This window comes from Empedobacter sp. UBA5036, assembly GCF_002415215.1.
Taxonomy (GTDB): domain Bacteria; phylum Bacteroidota; class Bacteroidia; order Flavobacteriales; family Weeksellaceae; genus Empedobacter; species Empedobacter falsenii_B.
Map to the genome: position 1 here is coordinate 1 of NZ_DICC01000040.1, position 21906 is coordinate 21906.

General features: G+C 31.5%; 19 protein-coding genes. 10 read left to right on the forward strand and 9 right to left on the reverse strand.

Annotated elements, in window-relative coordinates; all coding sequences use genetic code 11:
* The 5 genes from B4J88_RS06970 to B4J88_RS06990 all read right to left on the reverse strand — a co-directional run.
* The coding region (locus B4J88_RS06970; protein ID WP_291060620.1) for a hypothetical protein at positions 1-220 on the reverse strand (220 nt) is incomplete at its 3' end.
* Between the two features lie 25 nt (positions 221-245).
* A complete protein-coding gene (locus B4J88_RS06975; protein ID WP_291066999.1) occupies positions 246-1496 on the reverse strand; it encodes a hypothetical protein in 1251 nt (416 codons plus the stop codon).
* 178 nt (positions 1497-1674) lie between these two features.
* Positions 1675-2769, reverse strand: a complete 1095-nt coding sequence (locus B4J88_RS06980; protein ID WP_291067000.1) for an LptF/LptG family permease — start codon at positions 2767-2769, stop codon at positions 1675-1677.
* Between the two features lies 1 nt (position 2770).
* Entirely contained in the window at positions 2771-3901 is a 1131-nt protein-coding gene (gene tgt / locus B4J88_RS06985; protein WP_291047836.1) for a tRNA guanosine(34) transglycosylase Tgt, read from the reverse strand.
* A 111-nt stretch (positions 3902-4012) separates the two neighbouring features.
* Positions 4013-5314 (reverse strand): OmpA family protein, encoded by a 1302-nt coding sequence (locus B4J88_RS06990; protein ID WP_291067002.1) that lies wholly within the window; start codon positions 5312-5314, stop codon positions 4013-4015.
* Positions 5315-5486: 172 nt separating this feature from the next.
* Between B4J88_RS06990 and B4J88_RS06995 the strand changes: the two genes are divergently transcribed.
* Together B4J88_RS06995 and B4J88_RS07000 are read left to right on the forward strand one after the other, a co-directional pair.
* On the forward strand, positions 5487-6389 hold the full coding sequence (locus tag B4J88_RS06995) for a mechanosensitive ion channel family protein (protein WP_221856081.1): 903 nt from the start codon (positions 5487-5489) through the stop codon (positions 6387-6389).
* The gene (locus tag B4J88_RS07000) at positions 6389-7645 is read left to right on the forward strand and encodes a D-alanyl-D-alanine carboxypeptidase/D-alanyl-D-alanine-endopeptidase (RefSeq protein ID WP_291067004.1); all 1257 of its coding nucleotides are present in this window, start codon (positions 6389-6391) and stop codon (positions 7643-7645) included. Before B4J88_RS06995 ends, B4J88_RS07000 begins: the two co-directional genes overlap by 1 nt.
* A gap of 49 nt (positions 7646-7694) precedes the next feature.
* Here the strand turns inward: B4J88_RS07000 and B4J88_RS07005 are convergent, their stop codons facing one another.
* Together B4J88_RS07005 and B4J88_RS07010 are read right to left on the reverse strand one after the other, a co-directional pair.
* The gene (locus B4J88_RS07005; protein ID WP_114998668.1) at positions 7695-8168 is read right to left on the reverse strand and encodes a DUF6702 family protein; all 474 of its coding nucleotides are present in this window, start codon (positions 8166-8168) and stop codon (positions 7695-7697) included.
* Positions 8169-8347: 179 nt separating this feature from the next.
* Positions 8348-8776 carry a hypothetical protein gene (locus B4J88_RS07010; RefSeq protein ID WP_114998669.1) on the reverse strand — a complete coding sequence of 143 codons (429 nt, stop codon included), beginning with the start codon at positions 8774-8776 and terminating at the stop codon, positions 8348-8350.
* Between the two features lie 135 nt (positions 8777-8911).
* Between B4J88_RS07010 and trmB the strand changes: the two genes are divergently transcribed.
* Positions 8912-9589, forward strand: a complete 678-nt coding sequence (trmB, locus tag B4J88_RS07015) for a tRNA (guanosine(46)-N7)-methyltransferase TrmB (RefSeq protein ID WP_219033815.1) — start codon at positions 8912-8914, stop codon at positions 9587-9589.
* Positions 9590-9683: 94 nt separating this feature from the next.
* Entirely contained in the window at positions 9684-11135 is a 1452-nt protein-coding gene (locus B4J88_RS07020; RefSeq protein WP_291067006.1) for a M20/M25/M40 family metallo-hydrolase, read from the forward strand.
* A 73-nt stretch (positions 11136-11208) separates the two neighbouring features.
* On the opposite strand, the gene B4J88_RS07025 is transcribed toward B4J88_RS07020, so the two are convergent.
* Positions 11209-12564 (reverse strand): orotate phosphoribosyltransferase, encoded by a 1356-nt coding sequence (locus tag B4J88_RS07025; protein ID WP_286479332.1) that lies wholly within the window; start codon positions 12562-12564, stop codon positions 11209-11211.
* Positions 12565-12723: 159 nt separating this feature from the next.
* Positions 12724-13188: a hypothetical protein gene (locus B4J88_RS07030; RefSeq protein WP_286495705.1), complete on the reverse strand. Its 465-nt coding sequence runs from the start codon at positions 13186-13188 to the stop codon at positions 12724-12726.
* A 126-nt stretch (positions 13189-13314) separates the two neighbouring features.
* Here B4J88_RS07030 and B4J88_RS07035 point away from each other — a divergent pair, with 126 nt between their 5' ends.
* From B4J88_RS07035 to B4J88_RS07060, 6 genes are all read left to right on the forward strand, one after another.
* Positions 13315-14433: a C1 family peptidase gene (locus B4J88_RS07035; protein ID WP_291047827.1), complete on the forward strand. Its 1119-nt coding sequence runs from the start codon at positions 13315-13317 to the stop codon at positions 14431-14433.
* Between the two features lie 12 nt (positions 14434-14445).
* Positions 14446-15450: a quinolinate synthase NadA gene (gene nadA / locus B4J88_RS07040; protein WP_291047825.1), complete on the forward strand. Its 1005-nt coding sequence runs from the start codon at positions 14446-14448 to the stop codon at positions 15448-15450.
* Positions 15450-17015: an L-aspartate oxidase gene (gene nadB, locus B4J88_RS07045; RefSeq protein WP_291067009.1), complete on the forward strand. Its 1566-nt coding sequence runs from the start codon at positions 15450-15452 to the stop codon at positions 17013-17015. The genes nadA and nadB overlap by 1 nt, the downstream gene beginning before the upstream one ends.
* Positions 17015-17905, forward strand: a complete 891-nt coding sequence (locus B4J88_RS07050) for a hypothetical protein (protein ID WP_291067011.1) — start codon at positions 17015-17017, stop codon at positions 17903-17905. Before nadB ends, B4J88_RS07050 begins: the two co-directional genes overlap by 1 nt.
* Positions 17905-18768, forward strand: coding sequence for a carboxylating nicotinate-nucleotide diphosphorylase (gene nadC, locus B4J88_RS07055; protein WP_286501097.1), 864 nt, complete (start codon positions 17905-17907; stop codon positions 18766-18768). The genes B4J88_RS07050 and nadC overlap by 1 nt, the downstream gene beginning before the upstream one ends.
* Positions 18769-19232: 464 nt before the next feature.
* On the forward strand, positions 19233-21692 hold the full coding sequence (locus B4J88_RS07060) for a TonB-dependent receptor (protein ID WP_286501096.1): 2460 nt from the start codon (positions 19233-19235) through the stop codon (positions 21690-21692).
* Positions 21693-21906: the final 214 nt, after the last annotated feature.

The window sequence follows — 21906 nt, forward strand, 5'->3', positions numbered from 1 at the left end:
ATTTAAAATGCACAACGGGTACTTTATAATATTTTAAAACATAATGAGCATAATCATCACCTTTTTTGATATAAAATAGGGTTTTAAAATCTTTAGAATTTATATTTCTTTTTTCGAAAAATTTTTCACTTTCTTTAATTAAATTAGAGTGAATTATCTGTTCATTTTCACAAGAATTAAATAAGAGAAATGTAAAAAGTATCAGAATAAAATATTTCATATTGGATTTATTGTTTATAAAAATATTATTTTTTTATAAACTTTAAAATTTCGTTCGATTCTTTTGTTTTTATATAATAAATTCCAGAAGCTAAGCTTTGACAATCAATCGTTATATTTGATTGATTATTAATACGAACCGATTGTACACTTTGTCCAACTGAATTGTAAATGAAAAGTATATTATTTTGAGTATTTAATTGTGTTTTATCAATACCAATTATAATTTTATCATTCGTAATATTTGCTGATTTTAACCAGATAAAAGGTTTTGATTCAATTGATTTTGTGCTCAAATTCTCATGAATTTTAAATTGCATGACAACAGGTAAATGATCACTCATATTGTACAAATTAGTTCGTAGAGTTTGAGAGTAAATGCCCGTACAATCAGGATCTTTAACGTCTTTATTCAAACAATCTCCATTATTTCCATACGCTTTATAACTATCGTTTATAAAAGAAAAACGTGAGCTGTTTTTGAAATTTTCACTCATCACAATAAAATCAAAGCGATCGTCCAAACCGCCACTTGCCCCTGCATTAGTTCCGCTTCCAAAACCTATGTTAGAAACGCGTGTACTTTGTGTATGTAAATAACTAAAAGCTGGATTGTCTTGCCAATTTCCAAGTGCATTTAATGGATCAATCATCAAAATAGCATTTGCCGGATTGATAATTTCTTGATAAGCTGGTTCTGATGAATTATAAAAATTAAAATCTCCAGCAAAAAGAACATATGTATTAGGTTGCGTTAATTTTTTCAAGGATTTTGTGACTTCTTGCACCATTTCCAAACGCATTTGACGATTTGCAGGTCCTGTACTTGATTTTAGATGCGCAACAAAAACTTCTAAATGAATGGGATCGTTTGAAGTAATATTTAATTGAAAAGAATATTGATTGATGTCGCGATAAACTGTTGGGATTTTTTGTTGATTAACCAACGTCAATTTACGTGTATTATAAAAAACCATTGTTTGTAACGGATCATCTAATTTCGTTGTATCAGCCACAAAAAGTGCGCGAGCAAATTTATCAGGTTGATTTTGCAAAGATGTATTTAAGATTAAATCAGCGCCATTTTCTGTTACTAATTCACAAATCATAAATAAATCTGGTTTGTATTCGTCTAAAATATCTCTTAAGATCAATTGACGATTTTGAGGAAGTGAATTCGGAAATTTGAACACATTATAAAACATTGTATTTAATGTTTCTTGTGAAAAAATAGAAACCGAAAGGATTAAAAATAAAAGGAATAAATTTTTTTTCATATCAATTGATTTTAGTTTTACACTTCAACTTTTTTTAAATCTAAGAAATTAATTTAGAATATTTTAAAGTTACTTATTATCAATTGAATAAAAAAAATATTCTTTTAATTAAAAATATAATTGGTTTAATATCAAATAAAAAATCCAGTTCTTTTCGAAACTGGATTTTTGAAATATTTTATGAACGAGCTCGTCTGAAATATAAAAACAAAGTTAGTAATCCGAAGACGATGTTTGGTATCCACGAGGCGACAAGTGGCGAAACATATCCTTTTTCGGAAAACGTAGACGTTGTTTGCGAGAAGAAAATGTAGACAAACGCTAACGAAATACCAACTGCAAGATTGATTCCGATTCCTCCACGACGTTTTTTAGATGAAAGCGATAGAGCCAAAAGTGTCAAAATAATAGTTGAAAATGGACCGCTCAAACGGTTATTTAATTCATTTTCGTATGTATTTACATTGGCAGAACCTTTTGCTTTTTGTTTCTGAATAAATTCATTTAATTCGAAGGTATTCATTGTTTCGGCAACATATTCTTCTGGTAAAATTTCGTCAGGAGAAGCTGGTAACTTCAAATTTGTATTGGATTCGTAATTTAACTTTTCAGTTTTATCCTTGTTAATTTCGCGTGTGTAAACACTCATTAATGCATAAGTAGAATCTTTATCATTCCAATTAAAACTTGAAGCGATGATTTGTTTTTTCAACTCAGTCGAATCAAATTTTTGATACATAAAAGAACTTCCTAATTTTTCAGTTCTGTCATAACTATCCACAAAAACAAACTCATCAGGAGAAATTTGCGAACCGATACGTTGTCGTTTGTAATATTCTTCCTTGTCGTTATTACTCAATAAATGGGTATATTGGTATTTATTTTTTTTAATATTTGCCCAAGGTAAAACTACATTTCCTACTAATAAAGCGGAAATTGCTAAAAATATAGCAACCCAAATATATGGAAGTGTAAATCGATAAAAACTAATACCACCCGAAAGCACACCTACAATTTCGGTTTGCATCGTCAGTCGTGATGTAAAATAGATCACAGTGATAAAAACGGCAATTGGTAAAAAGGTGTTAATAATCCAAATAGACCAATAAGGGTAAAATTGGGTTAAAGCCGAAAAAGCTGTAGAACCACTATCATTAATACGTCCTAATTTTTGACTAAGATCGACAATAACAGCGATAGTAGACAAAATCAAAACCATGAAGATAAAGGTTCCGATAAAGTTTCGGATGATGTATTTATCAATTATTTTCAAACTACAGACGTTGTTTTAATTGTGGAACAATTTGTTCTTTCCATTGAGCGAAATCTCCTGCTAAAATATGCTGTCTTGCAACTCTTACCAAATCTAAATAAAACGCAAGGTTATGAACAGATGCAATTTGTTTTCCTAAAGCTTCGTTGGCATTGAACAAATGACGAACATAGGCTTTTGTGTAATAACTATCCACATAGCTAGTCCCGTTTTCGTCTAATGGTTCAAAACAATCTTTCCATTTTGCATTTTTCATATTCATAACACCATTCCACGTGAACAACATGGCGTTACGTGCATTACGCGTTGGCATAACACAGTCGAACATATCAACTCCTAAAGCAATACATTCGATGATATTCCAAGGTGTTCCAACTCCCATTAAATAACGAGGTTTATCTTGCGGAAGAATTTCTGTTACGATATCCGTCATTTCGTACATCACAGGTTCTGGTTCACCAACAGATAATCCACCAATAGCATTTCCTTCTGCACCGAAATCCGCAATATATTTTGCTGATTCTTGACGCAAATCTTTGAAATCATTTCCTTGTACAATTGGGAAAAGCGTTTGTTTGTGATCGTAATATTCAGGATTATTGTTTAACCAAGTTCTACAACGCTCCAACCAACGATGTGTCATGTGCATAGCACGTTTTGCATCGTGATATTTTGCTGGAATTCCTGTTAATTCATCAAAAGCCATAAAAATATCAGCTCCGATATAACGTTGAATTTCCATTGATTTTTCTGGCGTAAACATGTGGTAAGAACCATCGATATGCGATTTGAAACGCACACCTTCTTCAGATTTTTTACGACTTGTTGCTAAAGAATACACTTGGAATCCTCCAGAATCTGTTAAGATTGGTTTTTGCCAATTCATAAATTTATGTAATCCGCCCGCTCTGTGCAAAATATCAGTTCCTGGACGCAAATACAAATGATAAGTATTTCCAAGAATGATTTGGGCTTTAATATCTTCTTCTAATTCACGTTGGTGAACAGATTTTACTGTACCAACCGTACCAACTGGCATAAAAATAGGTGTTTCGATTTTACCATGATCGGTTTCTACAACACCAGCTCTTGCCTTAGAAAATTCGTCTTTTTTATCGATTGAAAATTTCATAGTGTGCAAAGATATTAATTGTTTAGCTTGTTGCGAGTTGGTTTCGAAAAAAATAACAAAAAAATAAGGATAAAGTTGCCTTTACCCTTATTTAGAAATTTTATGAAATGATTATTTTGTGAAACGTAATGACATTTTGCGGTCAGAAGCTCTTTCTGCGTCAGAAGCTGTTTCAGCTACTTTTGCAAATTCTTCTCCGTAACCTTCGGCAGCAATAACTTGCGCACCAACACCACGTTTTGTTAATTCAGCTTTTAAGTAATCTGCTCTTTTTTGAGAGATTTCTTTGTTTTTAGCATCATCACCAACTTTATCTGTGTATGCTCCAAGTTTAATTTTTGCTGTAGGATATTTTTTCAAAATTGCAGCAACATTATCTAATTGAATGTCAGAACCTGATTCTAATTGATCTGTTTTACCAAAAACGAAGTTAACATTATCAAAGTTGAACCATTTTTCTTTCAATTGATCTTCTGTCATTGTTGCAAAATCTGGCGCTTTGATAAATTTGATAATTTGATCTTCTAATCCATTTGCATATCCTTTCAATGCAACACCATCTAAATCAATATCAGATAATTCTTTTGGTGCAGCGTTTAGAGAATCCTCATTTAATGAATCAACCACAATTTCAGATTCTTCTGTAATAACTGTTTTTTCTTCGTTCTTATTACATTTTTTTAATAAGAAAAAGGCTGCTAAAGCAACTAAAATTAATGGGATTAACCATTTCCAAAAACCTCCACCACCATTGTTATTATGAGTTTCTGCATAAGCATCAACTGGCGCTACATATGGTTTTTCTTCTGGTTCTACATCAACTACTTTTCTTGTTTCTGTAATAGTTTCAGTTATATGATCTTTTGCAATATCTATTGTTTCAGTAATTTTAGGCGCATCGTTAAATATTGTTCCTAAACCTAAAGCTCCAAGTCCTAAACCAGTTGGAATTAATCCTAAAATTTTATCTTTAATTCCTCCTAAAGATGAAAAGAAATCAGCTTCTGTTACATTGTTAAATTCTGCTTCTTTTCCAATAGATCCAAAAGTTGTTAATGCAGTTAAGTCTAATAATTTTGAAGATGAACCTGTCGAAATTCCTGCATATTCAGCAATTTTAGAAACGATTGGTTGCGCATTCGAACCAAAAATAACATTGATTAATTCTTTAATTGTGTCTGGAGTTTCTTGTTCTGTCGAAATATTAGCTAATCCACGAGAAGCACCAAAAGATTTGATGGTATGAAATAAGCCTGTAGTAGAATTCTTTTTTTCTAAAACACCTCCTAAAAGAATAGGAATAAATGCATTGATTGCTTTAGAAATTCCCGATTCATTTTCACCTAATTCTGATGAAGTTTTCGAGATCAAATCTGGGGTAATATACCCTTTTACTAATTCAATAATGTTCATAGATTTTAATTTTTAATTATAGTCTTTTTTTAGTTGTAATTTGTTATTAACGAATATTGTACCAATATTCAGATTTATTAAAATTAGTTAAAAAAAATGATAATTTTTTTATTTTTTTGAAAAGATGTAAGAATGGAATTAATTTTATCCGCTGAATTACTAAAAAAATATTATGCAAGAACAAGACAAGGTTGATAGTTTACAAGATGTGATTTCAACACCTATCAAAGATGTAGAATATATTACGAACTGGTTAATTACGAAAGGGTCTGAAGTGGGGTGGAGTTTAGTCTCTGCGATATTTACGTTAGTAATTGGTTTATGGTTGGCGGGCAAATTGAAAAAATTGATTGAAAAACGTATGATTACTCGTAATGTGGATCTATCTATTCGTACTTTTCTTATTCCGATTATAAATATTGTTCTAAAAATGATCGTGATAATGTTTGTTGTTTCACGATTAGGTTTAGATGCTTCCGGTTTAATCGCAGCACTGGGAGGAGCTGGTTTAGCAATTGGTTTAGCTTTGCAAGGGTCTTTGTCAAATTTTGCAGCGGGAATTCTAATTATTATTTTCAAACCGTTTAAAGTAGGAGATTATATTGTTTCACAAGGAAATGAAGGAACTGTCGAATCAATCAGTTTATTAAATACAGTGATTGCTACTGGAAAAGGGCAGGTTGTGACGCTACCAAATGCAAATTTGTTTAATAATCCAATTACCAATTATTCCGTCAAAGAATATCGTCGATTAGATGTGAATGTTGGTATTTCTTATGATGATGATTTTGACAAAGCGCGCGAAGTTTTGTTGAATGTTTTAGAGAAAAATGAATTGGTTGATGATACACAATCTAAAACGGTTGAGATTTTAGAATTTGCAGCAAGTTCTGTGAATTTGGCTGTGCGTTGTTATGTGAAGAATAGTGATTATTGGACGGCTTATTGGCAATTGTATCGCGCGGTGAAATATGCATTAGACGATAATAATATCTCGATGCCTTATCCGCATACAGAGATGATTATTAAGAATGATAGTAATTCGCCAACAGTTCCTTTCGATAATAAAGATTAATGAAGTATTTACTTACTATATTATCAATTTTTTCGTCTGTGCATCTATTTGCGCAGATCGAATTAATTGAGAAACATCTCAATTCTGATTTCTATTCCACTCAATTCACAGGATTTTATTTGTATGATCCAATCACGAAAGAAGAAATCTATAATTATAACGGGAATAAATTTTTTATTCCAGCATCAAATACCAAAATTTTTACGTTGTATACAGCAATGAAAATGTTGAACGATTCTATCCCTGCATTCAAATATCAGTTGATTGGTGACGAATTGCATATCGAAGGAACTGGAGATCCAACTTTTTTGCATCCAAAATATAAAAATACACGAGCGGTAGATTTTTTGAAAAATAATGGTTCTAAAATTGTTTTTCATTGGAATAATTTCGACGAAGAATCTTTTCTACCAGGTTGGACTTGGGACGATTTTAGAAAAGATTATGCACCAGAAAGAAGTCAATTTCCAATTCATGAAAATTTAGTTTCGATTTCGAAAAATGGAAGTTCTGTCAAAACATTTCCGACATATTTTGAAGAATTGACAGAAATTAGAGAAATGCCAGAGCCGAGGAATTTTTATGATAATAAATTTTATATCAGCAATAAAAAACGAACAGAAAAAGTTCCTTTTATAGTGAATGAAACGGTGATAGAAAAATCGTTGTCGCAAATTTTGGGTAAACCTGTTGATATGGTCAAAACGCCAATGATCAATAATCCGAAAGTGTTTTATAGTCAGAAATCAGATGATGTTTACCGCGAAATGATGGAAAATAGCGATAATTTTTTGGCGGAACATTTATTGATTTTAGCTTCGAGTACTTTACCAGGAAAATTGAGCGCTTCTGAAACGATTACCTTTTCTAAAAGATATTTGTTGAATGATTTGAAACAACAACCAGAATGGTTTGACGGTTCGGGATTATCGCGTTATAATTTGTTTACACCGCAAAGTTTTGCTCAAGTTTTGGGGAAAATGTACAACGAATTTCCCGAGCAACGTTTGTTTTCTATTTTCCCAATAGGTGGTAAAACTGGAACAATCAAAAATAGATACAAAGATTCGGCGCAACCTTATATTTATGCCAAAACAGGAACGTTGAACAATAATGTAACGTTGAGTGGTTATTTGAAAACGAAATCTGGAAGAACGTTAATTTTTAGTTTGATGAATAATAATTCGATCAAAGATTTATCTTGGATTCGAAATGAGAACGAAAAGTTATTACGAATTATTAGAGATAATTATTAAGCATATTTGAAATAAAAAAGCCTTCCGATTTCGGAAGGCTTTTGCTTTATTAGAAAGACATCTTTACGGTGTCGTTATTTCCTGTTAATACTTTTGTGTCTTTTTTATTTTTGACATCAAAAGTTACAATGTTTTGTTGATCATTAAAAATATCTGTCAACAAAGCTACTTTTAGTTCTATCGAGCTGATATTAGAAATTTTATCAAACTTAAAAAAAACTCGTGTCGATTTATCATTTACCTGATAACCATAATAAGAAGTTCCCAAAGCTTTACCATTTACTTTTACATCAACTTTACTATTTACATACGCTTTCAACTTGTTTTCGAAGTTAGATTTGTTTGAAACATCAGCACCAACTGCTTTTTCCAACTGATTGGTAAATGTACGCGCAGTGATATTTAAAGTTCCAGTTTCTTGTTCGTAATCAACCTTGATATTTGCTGTATGAAAATCTTGAGCGTTTAGGTTAAAAGTTACTAAAACCAAAAGCAAAGAGAATAGATATTTTATGTATTTCATTTTATTTCTTAGTTTGTACAAGTCTATTTCAAATCGAGTGCCAAAGATTCTTAAAATTTAAAAGAAAGCTTTAGCGACTTGTTAATAACGAAATTAGAATAAAAAAATTATAAATCACATAAAAATATAAAAAGAGTATTAAGTTATTAATACTCTTTTTAGTGAAATTATTCTAATTTTTAAACTAACCAAAGTTGATTTTGGTATAAAAAGAAAACTCCTAAAGCTACTAATAGAAATGAAACTATTGCAAAAATAGGGACGCTCATTGGTACAGTTATAGAGCGTTTTAGTTTTGCATTTGCAATCGTCATAAAAATAACAGCAGAAATCATAATTAATGGATGTTCCATCAACTTAAATCTTAAAATATCGTTTTTCATAATGTTTTCTGCCCCAGAAACATCAACAGCCAATTTTATTAAATTTACTAATCCAAGTAATAATTGAACGTGAAAAGTAATGGTTGTAAATAACCCGATTTTTTTTATTGTTGCGTTTGTATCTTTTTTAGAAATCGCATAAATTAATGTTGAAATCACAAAGATAACGCCCATCAAAATCACAAGATAAGCCCAGCCACTATGAAATTGTTTGATAAAATCCATTTTTCTAATTTTAGTTTTTCAATACAAAAATAACAAACCTTTTTACATAAATACTATTTGATGATATTTATGTGTTTTCAGAACAGTTTTTTAGATTAATCAAAATCTCGTAATTTCGCGCAAAATATATCCGAAATGGGAAAAGATAAAATCAGAAGATTTAACGAAAATAAAACTTTTCAGAATGTTGTTCAACCAACACGAGAAGAGGCAATTAACGAGTTTGCATTAAAAGGAAATTGGAACAAAGAATTTTTCAAGAACGACAAACCAATTGTGTTAGAACTTGGGTGCGGAAAAGGAGAATATACAGTTGCAATGGCGCGTCGTGACAAGGATCGTAATTTTATCGGAGTAGATATTAAAGGATCAAGATTTTGGCGTGGTGCTAAGACTTGTTTGGATGAAGGAATTGAAAATGCTGGATTTCTTCGAACTCAAATCGAAATTATCGATCATCTTTTTGCAGAAAATGAAGTGAGCGAAATTTGGATTACTTTCCCAGATCCACAAATCAAATACAGAAGAACAAAACATCGTTTAACAGATCCTGAATTTTTGAGACGTTACAATACCATCTTAAAACCTGAAGGAACAGTTAATTTAAAAACGGACTCTGAATTTTTACACGGATATACACATGGTGTTATTCACATCGAAGGACACGAAGTTATTCGTTCTACACACGATGTTTATCACCCAGATCATTCAGATATTCCAGAAATTGTAACAGCTGTACAAACATATTATGAATCGAAATTTTTGGAAGAAGGTAAAAAGATTACCTATATAAAATTTCAATTAAAATATTAATAAAAAAATCCATCGAAAGATGGATTTTTTTGTTTTGATAAATACGATAAATCATTATTAATCATATATTTGTTTTACACTAATATGATTTTTTATGAAAACTAAACTTTTACTACTTACCACATTTTTATTGAATGGGCTTTATTCTTTTGCGCAAACCAGAGAAAACTTCATTTTTGCGACAATGGAGACTGAGAATGCCGCTTTTTTACAAAAAAATCATGCGGATTCTATTGAAATAATTTCTTCAAAAAATAATTTTTCTGCTATTTATTTTCATCCAGAAATTGCTGAAAGTTTACATGGAAAATTTGCGCATGGACATGGTTATATTTTTAGAAATTCGAAAGAAGATGCACTAGAATCACTTCAAGAAAAGCCATCTCAGAAAAAAGCACCTTTCAATTATACAATATCAGAACAAGCTTTTATAACTACGGCATTGAATGATGTTGATGTCAAAGAAATTGAGAAAACAATTTTGATGTTAGAAGATTTCAAAACGCGTTATCATACACGACAAGAAGCAAATAATGCGGTTCTTAAATTGAAAGAAGTTTGGGTGAAAATGATTGCTGATGCAGGACGAACTGACGTATTTGTAAGAATCGTTGATCATGTGAATACGCCAATGAAGTCGTTGATTTTGACTTTTAATGGAATTGAAAAGAAAGATGAATTTGTGATTATTGGAGGTCATGCCGATTCGACTGTTGGTTGGAATGCAAATCAAACTTTTGCACCAGGAGCAGATGATAATGCATCTGGAATTGCAACAATCACCGAAGTTTTGCGTGTGTTGTTAAAAAATAATTTCAAACCGCAACGAACTACCGAAATTATGGCTTATGCCGCCGAAGAAATCGGTTTAGTTGGATCGAAAGAAATTGCGCAGAAATACGCTTCGGAGAATAAAAATGTAATAGGTTATGTGCAATTTGATATGACGAATTACAAAGGTTCTACGAAAGATGTTATTTTGATGACGGATGCTTATTGTGATGCAAATCTCAATTCGTTTTTGATGCAATTGATGGACGAATATAATAAAACGGGTTTACATCAATTCACGTATGATACTTCAAAATGTGGTTATGGATGCTCAGATCATGCGAGTTGGTCGGAAAATGGTTATGCGGCGACTTTACCTTTCGAGTCTAAAATGGGAGAAGATAATCCTAATATACACACAACGGGAGACACTTATGCGTTTATGGGAAGTACGTCTACGCATGCCGCGAAGTTTACAAAATTAGGGATTGAATATGTGGTTGAAGCTGCTAAAACATCAACTTTAGGAACAAATGATGTTGATAAAAATTCGTCTAAAATTTACATTTCAAACAAAACATTGAATTACCAACTAAATTTTAAATCTCCAATTTCGATCAAAATAATTGATGCAACAGGACGAATGATTAAAACAATAAATACTGAAAATTCTAATGGAAGTGTAAATCTTTCTAATTTATCTACAGGATTTTATATCGCAACATTTCAAGATGATAATGGAAATAGTGTTTCGCATAAATTTGTGATGAAGTAATTTCATTATAAATAAAAAACAAAAAGCAAGCTGAAAATAGCTTGCTTTTATATTTTTGAAATTTATCTAAATCTTAGTCATTCAAACTTTGTAAGTAAGAAACCCAACCTAAAGTTTGGTATTCTTTTGCAGCAGTTTTTACATCAGCAGCTTTGTAAATTCCACGACCAACAATCATAAAGTCTGTGTGGTAATTTTTGAAAACCAATTCTGGCGTATTGTACTGTTGTCCTTTGCTATCTCCAGTTGAAGAAATATTAACACCAGGCGTAAACAATAACAAGTTATCAGGAACTTGACGTTGTGCAACAGCTCCCAAAACATTTCCAGATTGTTCCGAAACATTAATTGCTTTTGTAAAGTAATAATCATCAGTCAATGTTCCTTTCGAAGACATTTCAACAATTGTGATAACACCTGTGTTTTCGAAAACTTTCAACGATTCTAAACCTCCAATTGGATGAACAGTTACTAAATCTGCCCAATCAGAAATTTTGTAAATCGATTTCTTAAATTGTAATTCTTGTGTATTTCCAATATCTCCAAATTTGCGATCTTCGAATAATAAGAATTCTTTTTCACGCGCGATTTTTTTCAACTCAACAATTAAGTTATCCGAAAAATCTTGAATAATATCTGAATGTAATTTTAACGCAACAATATGATCACCAACTTTTTTCGCGAAATCTGTAATTTCTTCAGAAGTGATTAAATCCGCAGAAGCAATTAAGTTAGATTGTTTTTTCAATGCTAATTCAACCAAACGTTTTCCAACTGGATGTACAATTTTCTTGTCTTCCAATGCAATACGTTGTTTTGCAGGAACCGCTTCTGGAGGCAAAGCCAAAAAGTCTTTGATTTTTTTCGCTTCCGCATCACTCAAACGGTGATATTTATGTAAAATATCGATTACTTCGTGAATTGTAAATAACGTTTTCACATTGTAACCTTGCTCTTTTAATTTTTCAGATCCACCTTGCGCACGATCCAAAACAACAACCAAATCTTTTACACGTAAACCTTCGCGCTCAACTTGATCAATTGTTTCTAACAAAGATTGTCCAGAAGTAATTACATCTTCGACCAAAAGACAAGATTGTCCTTCCGCAAAAACACCTTCTACCATACGTTTAGTTCCGTAACCTTTGTTTTCTTTACGTTTGATAATCAAAGGAATATTCGATGTTAAACTCATTGTAGTCGCCATTGGCAAAGCTGCATAAGGCACACCACAAATCAAGTCGTATTCTACATCTTCAACTAAATCTAATAAGTTATTTGCTAAAGTTTTTAGTAATTGTGGACTCGAAGCTAAAGGTCTTAAATCGACATAGAAAGGAGATTCTATACCACTTTTTAAAGTAAAATTTCCAAATTTTATAATTCCCAGCTCGTAAGCTTTCAATAAAAAATCTTCTCTTGGTTGCATCTGTGTAATGTTTGAGCAAAGTTAATAGGTTTTTGAGTCATTTATGGCATTTTAAGGGAAATTAATTTTTAGATGTATAAAAATTGAATATTTATACTAATTTGATTTATAATTTGTTCTAAAAGTGAAATATTATGTATTTAAAATAAATGAAAATTTTTAATTAATGTTATTTTTTATTGAATCAATAGTGCATCTTATGTTTTCTAAATCTTCTTCGCTATTAAATGTAAAATTATCACCAAAAGGATCAATAGCTCTTGATATAAAAAAGAACTTTTTGTTATTTATTTTGATATAATTTAAATATGGAAGTACAAATTGATTAATTTCTTGAACTTCATTAAGATTAAATGTTTTTTTTGAAAATACCTTTTTAATTGTAAGTTGGTTAATGTTATTATCTAACACTATTTCATTAATCTGATAATTAATCCGAATAAAAACACATAAAATTAGTATAAATGAAATACAAAAAATCAAGACATCATATTTATTTTTTGCAATTATTTCGTCTAAATAAGTGAAAATAATTACTGAAGTAAATAGAATTAATATGTTTAAAACAATTATAATAAGCACATTATAAAAACTATTATATTTTCTACTAATATATTCTTTCATTTATAAGAATTAAATATTTACGTAAAAATATAATTTTTATGTAATTCAGAAAAGAAGTTTTCGTTCTACATTTTATAATAAAACTTCATAAAATAACTTTACTTTTGAAATCTATACAAAACACAAATGAAAAAATATATAGTTGCCAGCATTGCTTTTGTAAGTATGTTGGTTTCGGCACAAGAAACGCCTTTCAAATTTACAGAATTAGTTAACAACACTGCGCTTCCAATTATTTCGCAAGGAAAAACGGGAACTTGTTGGTCATTTTCTACAACTTCTTTTTTAGAATCAGAAGTAAAACGATTGACAGGAAAAGATGTCGATTTGTCGGAAATGTACAATGTACGATATACTTATCCAGAAAAAGCATACAATTATGTTTACCGTCAAGGAAAAGCACAGTTTAGTCAAGGAGGTTTGTCGCATGATGTTTTAAATTCGGTTCGTAAAAATGGATTAGTTCCAAACGAAGTTTATGCAGGTTTTGCGAATGGAACAGATGTGAAGCATAACCACGAAATATTGGTAAAAGATTTGAAAGTTGGATTAGATTCGATTGTAAAAAATCCTAAAAAATATTTAACAGCAGATTGGAAATCAAAATTTGATCAAAAATTGAATGATAAATTAGGTGTTCCTCCAACAAAATTCAAGTTCGAAGGAAAAGAATATACACCACAAGAATTTGCAAAAGCCTTGAAAATAAATCCTGATGATTATGTAACCTTGACATCTTTTCAGCAAGCGCCTTATTATTCACAATTTATTTTGCAAGTACCAGATAATTTTTCAAATGGTTCATATTATAATTTACCATTAGATGAATACATGAAAGTCTTGGACGAAGCGTTATATAAAGGATATACAGCGGCTTTTGATACAGATGTTTCTGAAAAAACATTTTCTAAAAAGTATGGAATGGCAATTTGGCCTTCAGAAGGTTTAGAATCAGATTATTTTGTTCAGATTTTACCTGAAAAATGGGTTTCTGCTGATGAGCGTCAAGCTGCTTTTGAAGATTATTCGACAGAAGATGACCATTTAATGCATATTACAGGAATTTTGAAAGATCAATTGGGAAATCAATATTATGATGTAAAAAATTCTTGGGGAACAACAGATTTAGGAAATAATGGACACATTTATATGTCGAAACCATTTTTCAGAATGAAATCAATTGCTTTTACAGTGCACAAAGATGCGTTGTCAAAAGAAGTGAAAAAGCAATTAGGTATAAAATAAAATCACTCACAAATGAATACATTAGAACAAGCGATAGAAAAGTTAGATTATAAAGGTTATTTGGATGTTGAAATTCCAAAAGGAACTGATTTAATTGCGGAAATCAATAAATTACGCAAAGAGAAAAATGCAATGATTTTGGCGCATTATTATCAGTCAGGAGAAATTCAGGATTTAGCAGATTATTTAGGTGATTCGTTACAATTGGCGCGTGCTGCTGCAAAAACTGAAGCTGATATGATTGTTTTTTGTGGTGTTCATTTTATGGCAGAAGCTGCAAAGATTTTGAACCCTTCTAAAAAAGTTGTTTTACCCGATACAAAAGCGGGTTGTTCTTTAGCAGATTCTTGTTCGGCAGAAGGTTTACGTGGTTTACGTGAGCAACATCCAAATGCGATTGTGGTAAGTTACATCAATTGTGATGCGGGTGTTAAAGCGGAATCAGATATTATTGTCACTTCTTCGAATGCGGAAGCGATTATTAATTCGTTGCCAGAAGATCAAGAAATTATTTTTGCGCCAGATCGTAATTTAGGTCGATACTTAAATCAAGTTTGTAATCGCAAAATGATTTTGTGGGATGGCGCTTGTATCGTACACGAAGCGTTTTCTTTGGAAAGAATTGCACAACAAATGGCTGATCATCCAAATGCAAAATTAATTGCGCATCCAGAAGCGCAAGAAGATCTATTGAAGTTTGCACATTTTATTGGTTCAACTTCTCGTTTGTTAGATTATGTGGTAGAAAATGATGCACAAGAATTTATTGTGGCAACGGAAGAAGGAATTTTACACGAAATGCAAAAACTTGCGCCGAATAAAACATTAATTCCAGCTTTGGTTCAAGATGAATCGTGTAATTGTTCTGAATGTTTTTACATGAAATTATCAACATTAGAAAAATTATATCTGTGCATGAAATATGAATTGCCAGAAATACAAATCGAAGAAGAATTGCGAGTGAAAGCATTAGCTGCAATTAATAGAATGTTAGATTTATCAGAAAAAATCAAATAATGGCTATTCAAGATGTTTTAGTCATTGGTTCTGGAATTGCTGGACTTTCGTATGCGCTGAAAATTGCGATTCGAAATCCTGATGCAAAAATTACCATTGTAACCAAAGCGAATAAAGACGAAACTAATACGAAATATGCGCAAGGCGGAGTCGCTGTTGTGAGCGATTTTGAGAAAGATAGTTTCGAGAAACATATCGAGGATACACTTCGTGCTGGAGATGGTTTGTGTAAGTTGGAAGCGGTTGAGGTTGTGGTAAAAGAAGCGCCAGAACGTATTAATGAAATTATAGATTGGGGCGTTCGTTTCGATAAAAACAACGAAGGAATTTATGACCTTGGTCGTGAAGGTGGACACACAGAAAACCGAATTGTTCATCACAAAGATGTGACAGGTTGGGAAATTGAGCGTGCGATGTTAGAAGCGATCAAAGAATATCCAAATATTCAGGTTTTTACGCATCATTTTGTGGTAGATTTGATTACAGAACATCATTTGAATCGTGATATAGCACAGAAAACTACATGTTTTGGTGCGTATATTTTAGATTTGAATACAGATAAAGTTGAGCAACATTTAGCTAAAGTAACTTTGTTAGCAACAGGTGGAGTTGGTCATGTTTATAAAAATACGACGAATCCAATTATTGCAACTGGCGACGGAATTGGTTTGGCTCGACGTGCGAAAGCAACCGTTTCGGGAATGCAATTTATTCAGTTTCATCCAACGGCTTTTTACAGCGAATTTGATGGACAATTGTTTCTGATTTCGGAAGCTGTTCGTGGTTTTGGTGCGAAATTGCGTACGAAAGATGGCGAATTGTTTATGCATAAATATGATGAACGTGAAGAATTGGCTTCGCGTGATATTGTGGCACGTGCGATTGACAACGAAATGAAATTGCGTGGAGATGATTATGTTTATATTGATTGTCGACATTTAGAAAAAGAAAAATTCTTGGAGCATTTTCCAAATATTTACGAAAAATGTAAATCCGAAGGTTACGATATGTTTACCGAATTGGTTCCGGTTGTTCCAGCTTCGCATTATTTGTGCGGTGGAATAGACGTCGATTTAGAAGGAAAAACATCTATCGAGAATTTGTTTGCAGTTGGCGAATGTTCTAATACAGGTTTACATGGCGCAAATCGTTTGGCTTCGAATTCGTTGTTAGAAGCGATGGTTTTTGGTCATCGTGCAGCGTTAAAAACGGTCGATTTATTAAATGAGAATCAATTTTCGATTTATAATTTTGAGTTTCCAGAATGGAACGAAGAAGGCATGAAAGTGCAAGAAGAGTTAGTGTTGATTTCTTATTTGCGCAAACAATTACAGGCGATGATGAGCGAATTAGTCGGAATTGTTCGAAGCGATAATCGTTTACAAATTGCGCAGAATCGTATCAATGAAATCGAGAAAATGGTCAAAGAAATTTATTATTTTACGATTGTTTCACCTAAAATTTTAGAACTTCGAAATTTGGTTGATGTCGCACATTTAATCATTGAGCAAAGTATCAATCAAAAAGAAAATCGAGGAACTTTTTATAACAAAGATTTTAATTAATGAAGAATTTATTTCTTTTCTTTTTTAGTATTGCTTCAAGTATTGTTTTTTCTCAACAAAAAGCTGAAACAATTGCTAAGCCAAAGGTTTTAACGAAAGATAATGTAACCGCGCCTGTATATTTTGGTTGCGAAGATTATCCGCAAGATAAAACGATGGTGAGTTGTTTGAGTCAAAAATTGAGTGAAGATATACAGAGTCAAATTTCATTCTTTTCTAATATTGCTGATTATCTTCATATCGAAACTGCTCAATCTAAATTAGGTTTTAAAATTAATAAAGATGGTAATTTTGGAGATGTCTCGACTGATGGTTCGAATCCAATTTTTAATAGTGTAGCATTGTCTAGTTTAGTTTTGTTGAATAATAAAATGGAGCGAGCTAATCTAAAAATAACTCCTGCAAAAGGAGTTGATGGAAAAGCAGTTGCAATGAAATATACAATGCCTTTACGTTACGAATCGGCAGAAAAAAATAATGATTTTGAGAAGTTCCCTTCGGAAAATCGTGTATTGTTTACTTTAAAAACTGATGAAGAAACGATTGAAGTAAGAATTGATAAAGAATTTAATTTAACAACTTTTGGTAATAACGGAAGTCGGGAATATTATTTAGGAAAGTTTTCTAATCTTTTCGAAATGGCTTCTATTGATCCTTATGCAACTGCTTTTGATTCGGCGTTCAAATCTGGAGCAATTGATATTACAAAAGGAAAAATTGATGACAAAGAATATAAACTTCAAATCAAAAATTTCTTCGAAAATGATCCTTCAGTACAAGTGTTGATTACAGTTGTGCGTGAAGAAAACGGTACTTGGGCTGAATATTATGAATACAAAACCAAGAAAGAATTTAATCAATCAAAATTTGCATCCTTAACATATAGATAATGAATTTTCCTCCATATATCACACAAGAAAAATTACAACTTTTTATTCGTCAAGCTTTTTTAGAAGACGTTGGCGATGGCGATCATTCAACTTTAGCGTCGGTTCCGTATGATGCAATTCAAGAAGCAGAACTGAAAGTAAAAGATAACGGAATAATTGCTGGAATTGAATTAGCAAAAATTATTTTCGATACGTTTGATCCATCTTTAAAAATAGAACAATATATAAATGATGGCGATAAAGTTCAATTTGGTGATATAGCTTTCAAAGTAAAAGGGGCTTCACAATCAATTTTAACTTGCGAGCGATTAGCGTTGAATTGTATGCAACGAATGTCTGGTATTGCGACTTATGCACACCAAATGATGGAATTGGTAAGCGGAACAAATGCCAAAATTTTGGATACACGCAAAACAACACCTAATTTTCGTATGTTAGAAAAATGGGCTGTTAAAATTGGGGGCGCAGAAAATCATCGTTTTGGATTATACGATATGGTGATGTTAAAAGATAATCATGTCGATTTCTGTGGAAATATTACTAAAGCAGTTGCGCAAACCAAAGATTATTTGGGAAAACATCATTTACATCTTAAAATTGAAGTGGAAACGCGTAATATGGATGAGGTAAAAGAAGCTTTGGAGGCAAATGTTGATTTTATTATGTTGGATAATTTTGAGCTTGAAACGATGAAAGAAGCTGTTCAATATATAAATGGGCGAGTAAAAACAGAAGCTTCGGGAGGAATTACAAAAGAATCTGTTCGCGCAATTGCCGAAACTGGTGTTGATTTTATTTCTTCTGGTGCGATTATTCATTCTGCTCCCAACTTTGATTTAAGTTTGAAAGCTGTTAAGGCTTGATTTCTTTAACATTTCAATTCTTTTTTATGATTAAGAATACAATACAACAAGTTTTAACGTTAGTTGTATTGTATTTAAATAATTTGTTTTGAAAATTTATTAGTATTAGCTTATAAATAAAAAAGTTATTGAATTTAATTTTATTAATACTGATTCTAAATAATTAATTTTTTCTTGAGTTTTTATCTTTTTTCTGAAAAAAATCAGCGAATGCTGATAATTAATGTTAAAAATTAACATTTTCGTTATGTTAATTTTTGATAAAATGTTAAATAATCTTTAAAACTTTATACGAATACAAGAGCTAATTTACAATATTGATAATATATTGATTATTTTGAATAAAATATAATAATTAATATTTAAGATGTTAATTGATTTTATAAAATTTTACCATTATTTAACAATAATCTCATTTAAAGTATAGAAATTTGCGGAAGTAAACTTTTAAACTATTTCATAAGATGAGGTTAAACTCAACTAAGCTTTTACTTGTAGGAGCTTTTGCCTTAATGGCATCATTATCTTTCGCCCAAGTTGTTGAACCAACAGATTCTACAAAGGTTGAACAGGACGAAAACGTATCTTTAGGAGAAACATTAATCATTGGTAAAGGAGTTATCGATATCGTAGAGGATCGTAAAACGCCAGTTGCTGTATCTACAATTACAAAAGCTACAATTGAAGATAAAGCTGTTGGAAACGTAGACTTTCCTGAGATTTTTACAACTACACCTTCTGTTTATGTTTCTGGACAAGCGGGAGGTTTTGGAGATTCTCAAATGTTTTTACGTGGGTTTAGTAGCCAAAACACAGCTTACTTATTGAATGGGCAGCCAATCAATGGTATGGAAGATGGTAACTTGTATTGGTCTAATTGGTCTGCAATGACTGAAGTTGCAAATCAAGTTCAAATTCAACGTGGTCTAGGATCTTCTAAACTGGCTATTTCTTCTGTAGGAGGTACTGTAAACATGGTAACTAAGGCTACAGATAAAAGACAAGGAGGTTTTGTAAGATTCAACACAGGTAACGATAGTTACATGAGTGCTACAGTTTCATATAACACAGGAATGAAAGGTAAATGGGGAGCATCTTTCTTATTTAACCAAACTACTATGCACAGATCATGGGCTCAAGGGACAGATGCAAATTCACAAGCATACTTTGTTTCTGTTGGATATAAACCAAACGATCGTCATAACATTAACTTTATGATTTTTGGAGCGCCACAAGAACATGGTCAAAACTATTCTACTAAAAGTGTTAAGCAATGGGAAACTGCAGAAAAGTTTGGATATGGAAACAAGTATAATACAACTTACGGGTACTTCAATGGTAAGGGGGAAAATTTAAGAACTAACTTTTACCACAAGCCAGTAGCTAACTTAAACTGGGATTGGAATATTAATGAGAATATGAATTTATCAACAGTTCTTTATGCTTCTACAGGTACAGGAGGAGGTACTTCTGGAGTTGGAGTAGCTACAAGTTCTGCTAATACAAAAGAGGGATTAGTTGATTTTGATAAATTCGAATCTATTAATGCTTCTGTAAATGGAGCTGGAGGTTTTTTTAATACACCAACAGCGGCTAATCCTAACAAAACTACAGGCAGGGGAGCTGCAATAAGAACATCGGTTAATAATCACTTTTGGTATGGAGGTGTAACAAACTTAAACTATGATACAAAAACAGGATGGAACTTTAACTTAGGAGCTGATATTCGTTTTTATCATGGAAACCATTTCCAACAAATGAACAAAATGTTCGGGTTGAAATCTTGGCAAGATTATACTAAAGTTGATGGAACTGCAAAATTAGGTCAAGTTGTAACTGTTACAGATGCTGATACATTTAGCACAAATCCATGGTCTGCTTTATTCAAGTCAGCTAAGAAAGGACAAAGAGTAGGTAGAGATTATTCTGAAGATATTAACTATCAAGGAGGATTTGGACAAGTAGAATATTCTAATGATATTTTTACAGTTTTTGTTCAAGGTGCCGTATCTAATCAATTCTATCAAAAATTTGATTCTTGGAATTACAATGGAGTTGAAACAGCTTCTGAAAAAGTGAATAAACTTGGATGGAATATTAAAGGAGGTTTATCTGTTAATATTAACGAGGAAAATACTATTTTTGGTAATGCAGGACGTTATTCACGTCAACCATTTTTAGATAATATTTTTGATTATAATACTGTTAATTTACGTGATCCTAAAGTAGAGAACGAAGAAATTACAGGTTTCGAAGTTGGTTACAAATATCAAACAAAAAGTTTAAGAGTTAACATTAATGCATATCATACGAAATGGGCAAATCGTTTCTTATCTACTACAAGTAGTGCAACTGTTGCAGGCTTAGAAAGACCAATTTTCACATCTTACAGTGATGTAACACAAATACATAAAGGTGTTGAAATTGATTTTGATGCGAAAGTATCTCAGGTATTCGGTTTATATGGATTTGCTTCTTATGGTGATTGGAAATATGATGGATCAACACCATATCAAAAAATGTATTCTGATACAGACGAGATTATTGAAACTAAAAATGTTGATTTAACAGGAGTACACGTAGGTGAAGCTGCTCAATTAACTTTTGGTATGGGAACTAAAGTAAACTTTACAAGAAATTTATATTGGGATGTAGATTTTATGTACAATGCACGTGTATATGCGCAAGTAGATCCAAGTGTTATTAATGCTGCTAAAGGTAATTATCAAGAACAAAAGGTAGCTCCTTTTGCTCGTGTTAATACAGGTCTAGCATATGAATTTAAGTTTGGTAAACAATCTATTAAATTTAGAGGAAACGTTCGTAACTTATTCAACGATCAATATATGAGTAGAATTGATAGTAATGGATACGGATATGCAGTAGGTAGAACTTGGAATGCAGGTGTTACTTATAACTTTTAATAAGAATTAAATTTCTTAACATATTAAAGTGGACTTAGTAATAAGTCCACTTTTTTTATGAAGTATTGTGACTGAATTATTTGTATTTAATTAATAAAAACTTAAAATTTTATTTATATTAAATCTAAATAAATTTATTTTAAGAATAAATATTCATTTATTAGTGAATTATTATACATATTATGTTTTTTAAGTGTTATTGTTTGTTTAGTCT

What these genes read in the sequence shown, in the direction of transcription:
- B4J88_RS06975 (WP_291066999.1), bottom strand. Translation starts at nt 1,496, where the DNA reads ATGAAAAAAAATTTATTCCTTTTATTTTTAATCCTTTCGGTTTCTATT.
- tgt (WP_291047836.1), bottom strand. Translation starts at nt 3,901, where the DNA reads ATGAAATTTTCAATCGATAAAAAAGACGAATTTTCTAAGGCAAGAGCT.
- B4J88_RS06990 (WP_291067002.1), bottom strand. Translation starts at nt 5,314, where the DNA reads ATGAACATTATTGAATTAGTAAAAGGGTATATTACCCCAGATTTGATC.
- B4J88_RS06995 (WP_221856081.1), top strand. Translation starts at nt 5,487, where the DNA reads ATGCAAGAACAAGACAAGGTTGATAGTTTACAAGATGTGATTTCAACA.
- B4J88_RS07000 (WP_291067004.1), top strand. Translation starts at nt 6,389, where the DNA reads ATGAAGTATTTACTTACTATATTATCAATTTTTTCGTCTGTGCATCTA.
- B4J88_RS07005 (WP_114998668.1), bottom strand. Translation starts at nt 8,168, where the DNA reads ATGAAATACATAAAATATCTATTCTCTTTGCTTTTGGTTTTAGTAACT.
- B4J88_RS07010 (WP_114998669.1), bottom strand. Translation starts at nt 8,776, where the DNA reads ATGGATTTTATCAAACAATTTCATAGTGGCTGGGCTTATCTTGTGATT.
- trmB (WP_219033815.1), top strand. Translation starts at nt 8,912, where the DNA reads ATGGGAAAAGATAAAATCAGAAGATTTAACGAAAATAAAACTTTTCAG.
- B4J88_RS07020 (WP_291067006.1), top strand. Translation starts at nt 9,684, where the DNA reads ATGAAAACTAAACTTTTACTACTTACCACATTTTTATTGAATGGGCTT.
- B4J88_RS07025 (WP_286479332.1), bottom strand. Translation starts at nt 12,564, where the DNA reads ATGCAACCAAGAGAAGATTTTTTATTGAAAGCTTACGAGCTGGGAATT.
- B4J88_RS07030 (WP_286495705.1), bottom strand. Translation starts at nt 13,188, where the DNA reads ATGAAAGAATATATTAGTAGAAAATATAATAGTTTTTATAATGTGCTT.
- B4J88_RS07035 (WP_291047827.1), top strand. Translation starts at nt 13,315, where the DNA reads ATGAAAAAATATATAGTTGCCAGCATTGCTTTTGTAAGTATGTTGGTT.
- nadA (WP_291047825.1), top strand. Translation starts at nt 14,446, where the DNA reads ATGAATACATTAGAACAAGCGATAGAAAAGTTAGATTATAAAGGTTAT.
- nadB (WP_291067009.1), top strand. Translation starts at nt 15,450, where the DNA reads ATGGCTATTCAAGATGTTTTAGTCATTGGTTCTGGAATTGCTGGACTT.
- B4J88_RS07050 (WP_291067011.1), top strand. Translation starts at nt 17,015, where the DNA reads ATGAAGAATTTATTTCTTTTCTTTTTTAGTATTGCTTCAAGTATTGTT.
- nadC (WP_286501097.1), top strand. Translation starts at nt 17,905, where the DNA reads ATGAATTTTCCTCCATATATCACACAAGAAAAATTACAACTTTTTATT.
- B4J88_RS07060 (WP_286501096.1), top strand. Translation starts at nt 19,233, where the DNA reads ATGAGGTTAAACTCAACTAAGCTTTTACTTGTAGGAGCTTTTGCCTTA.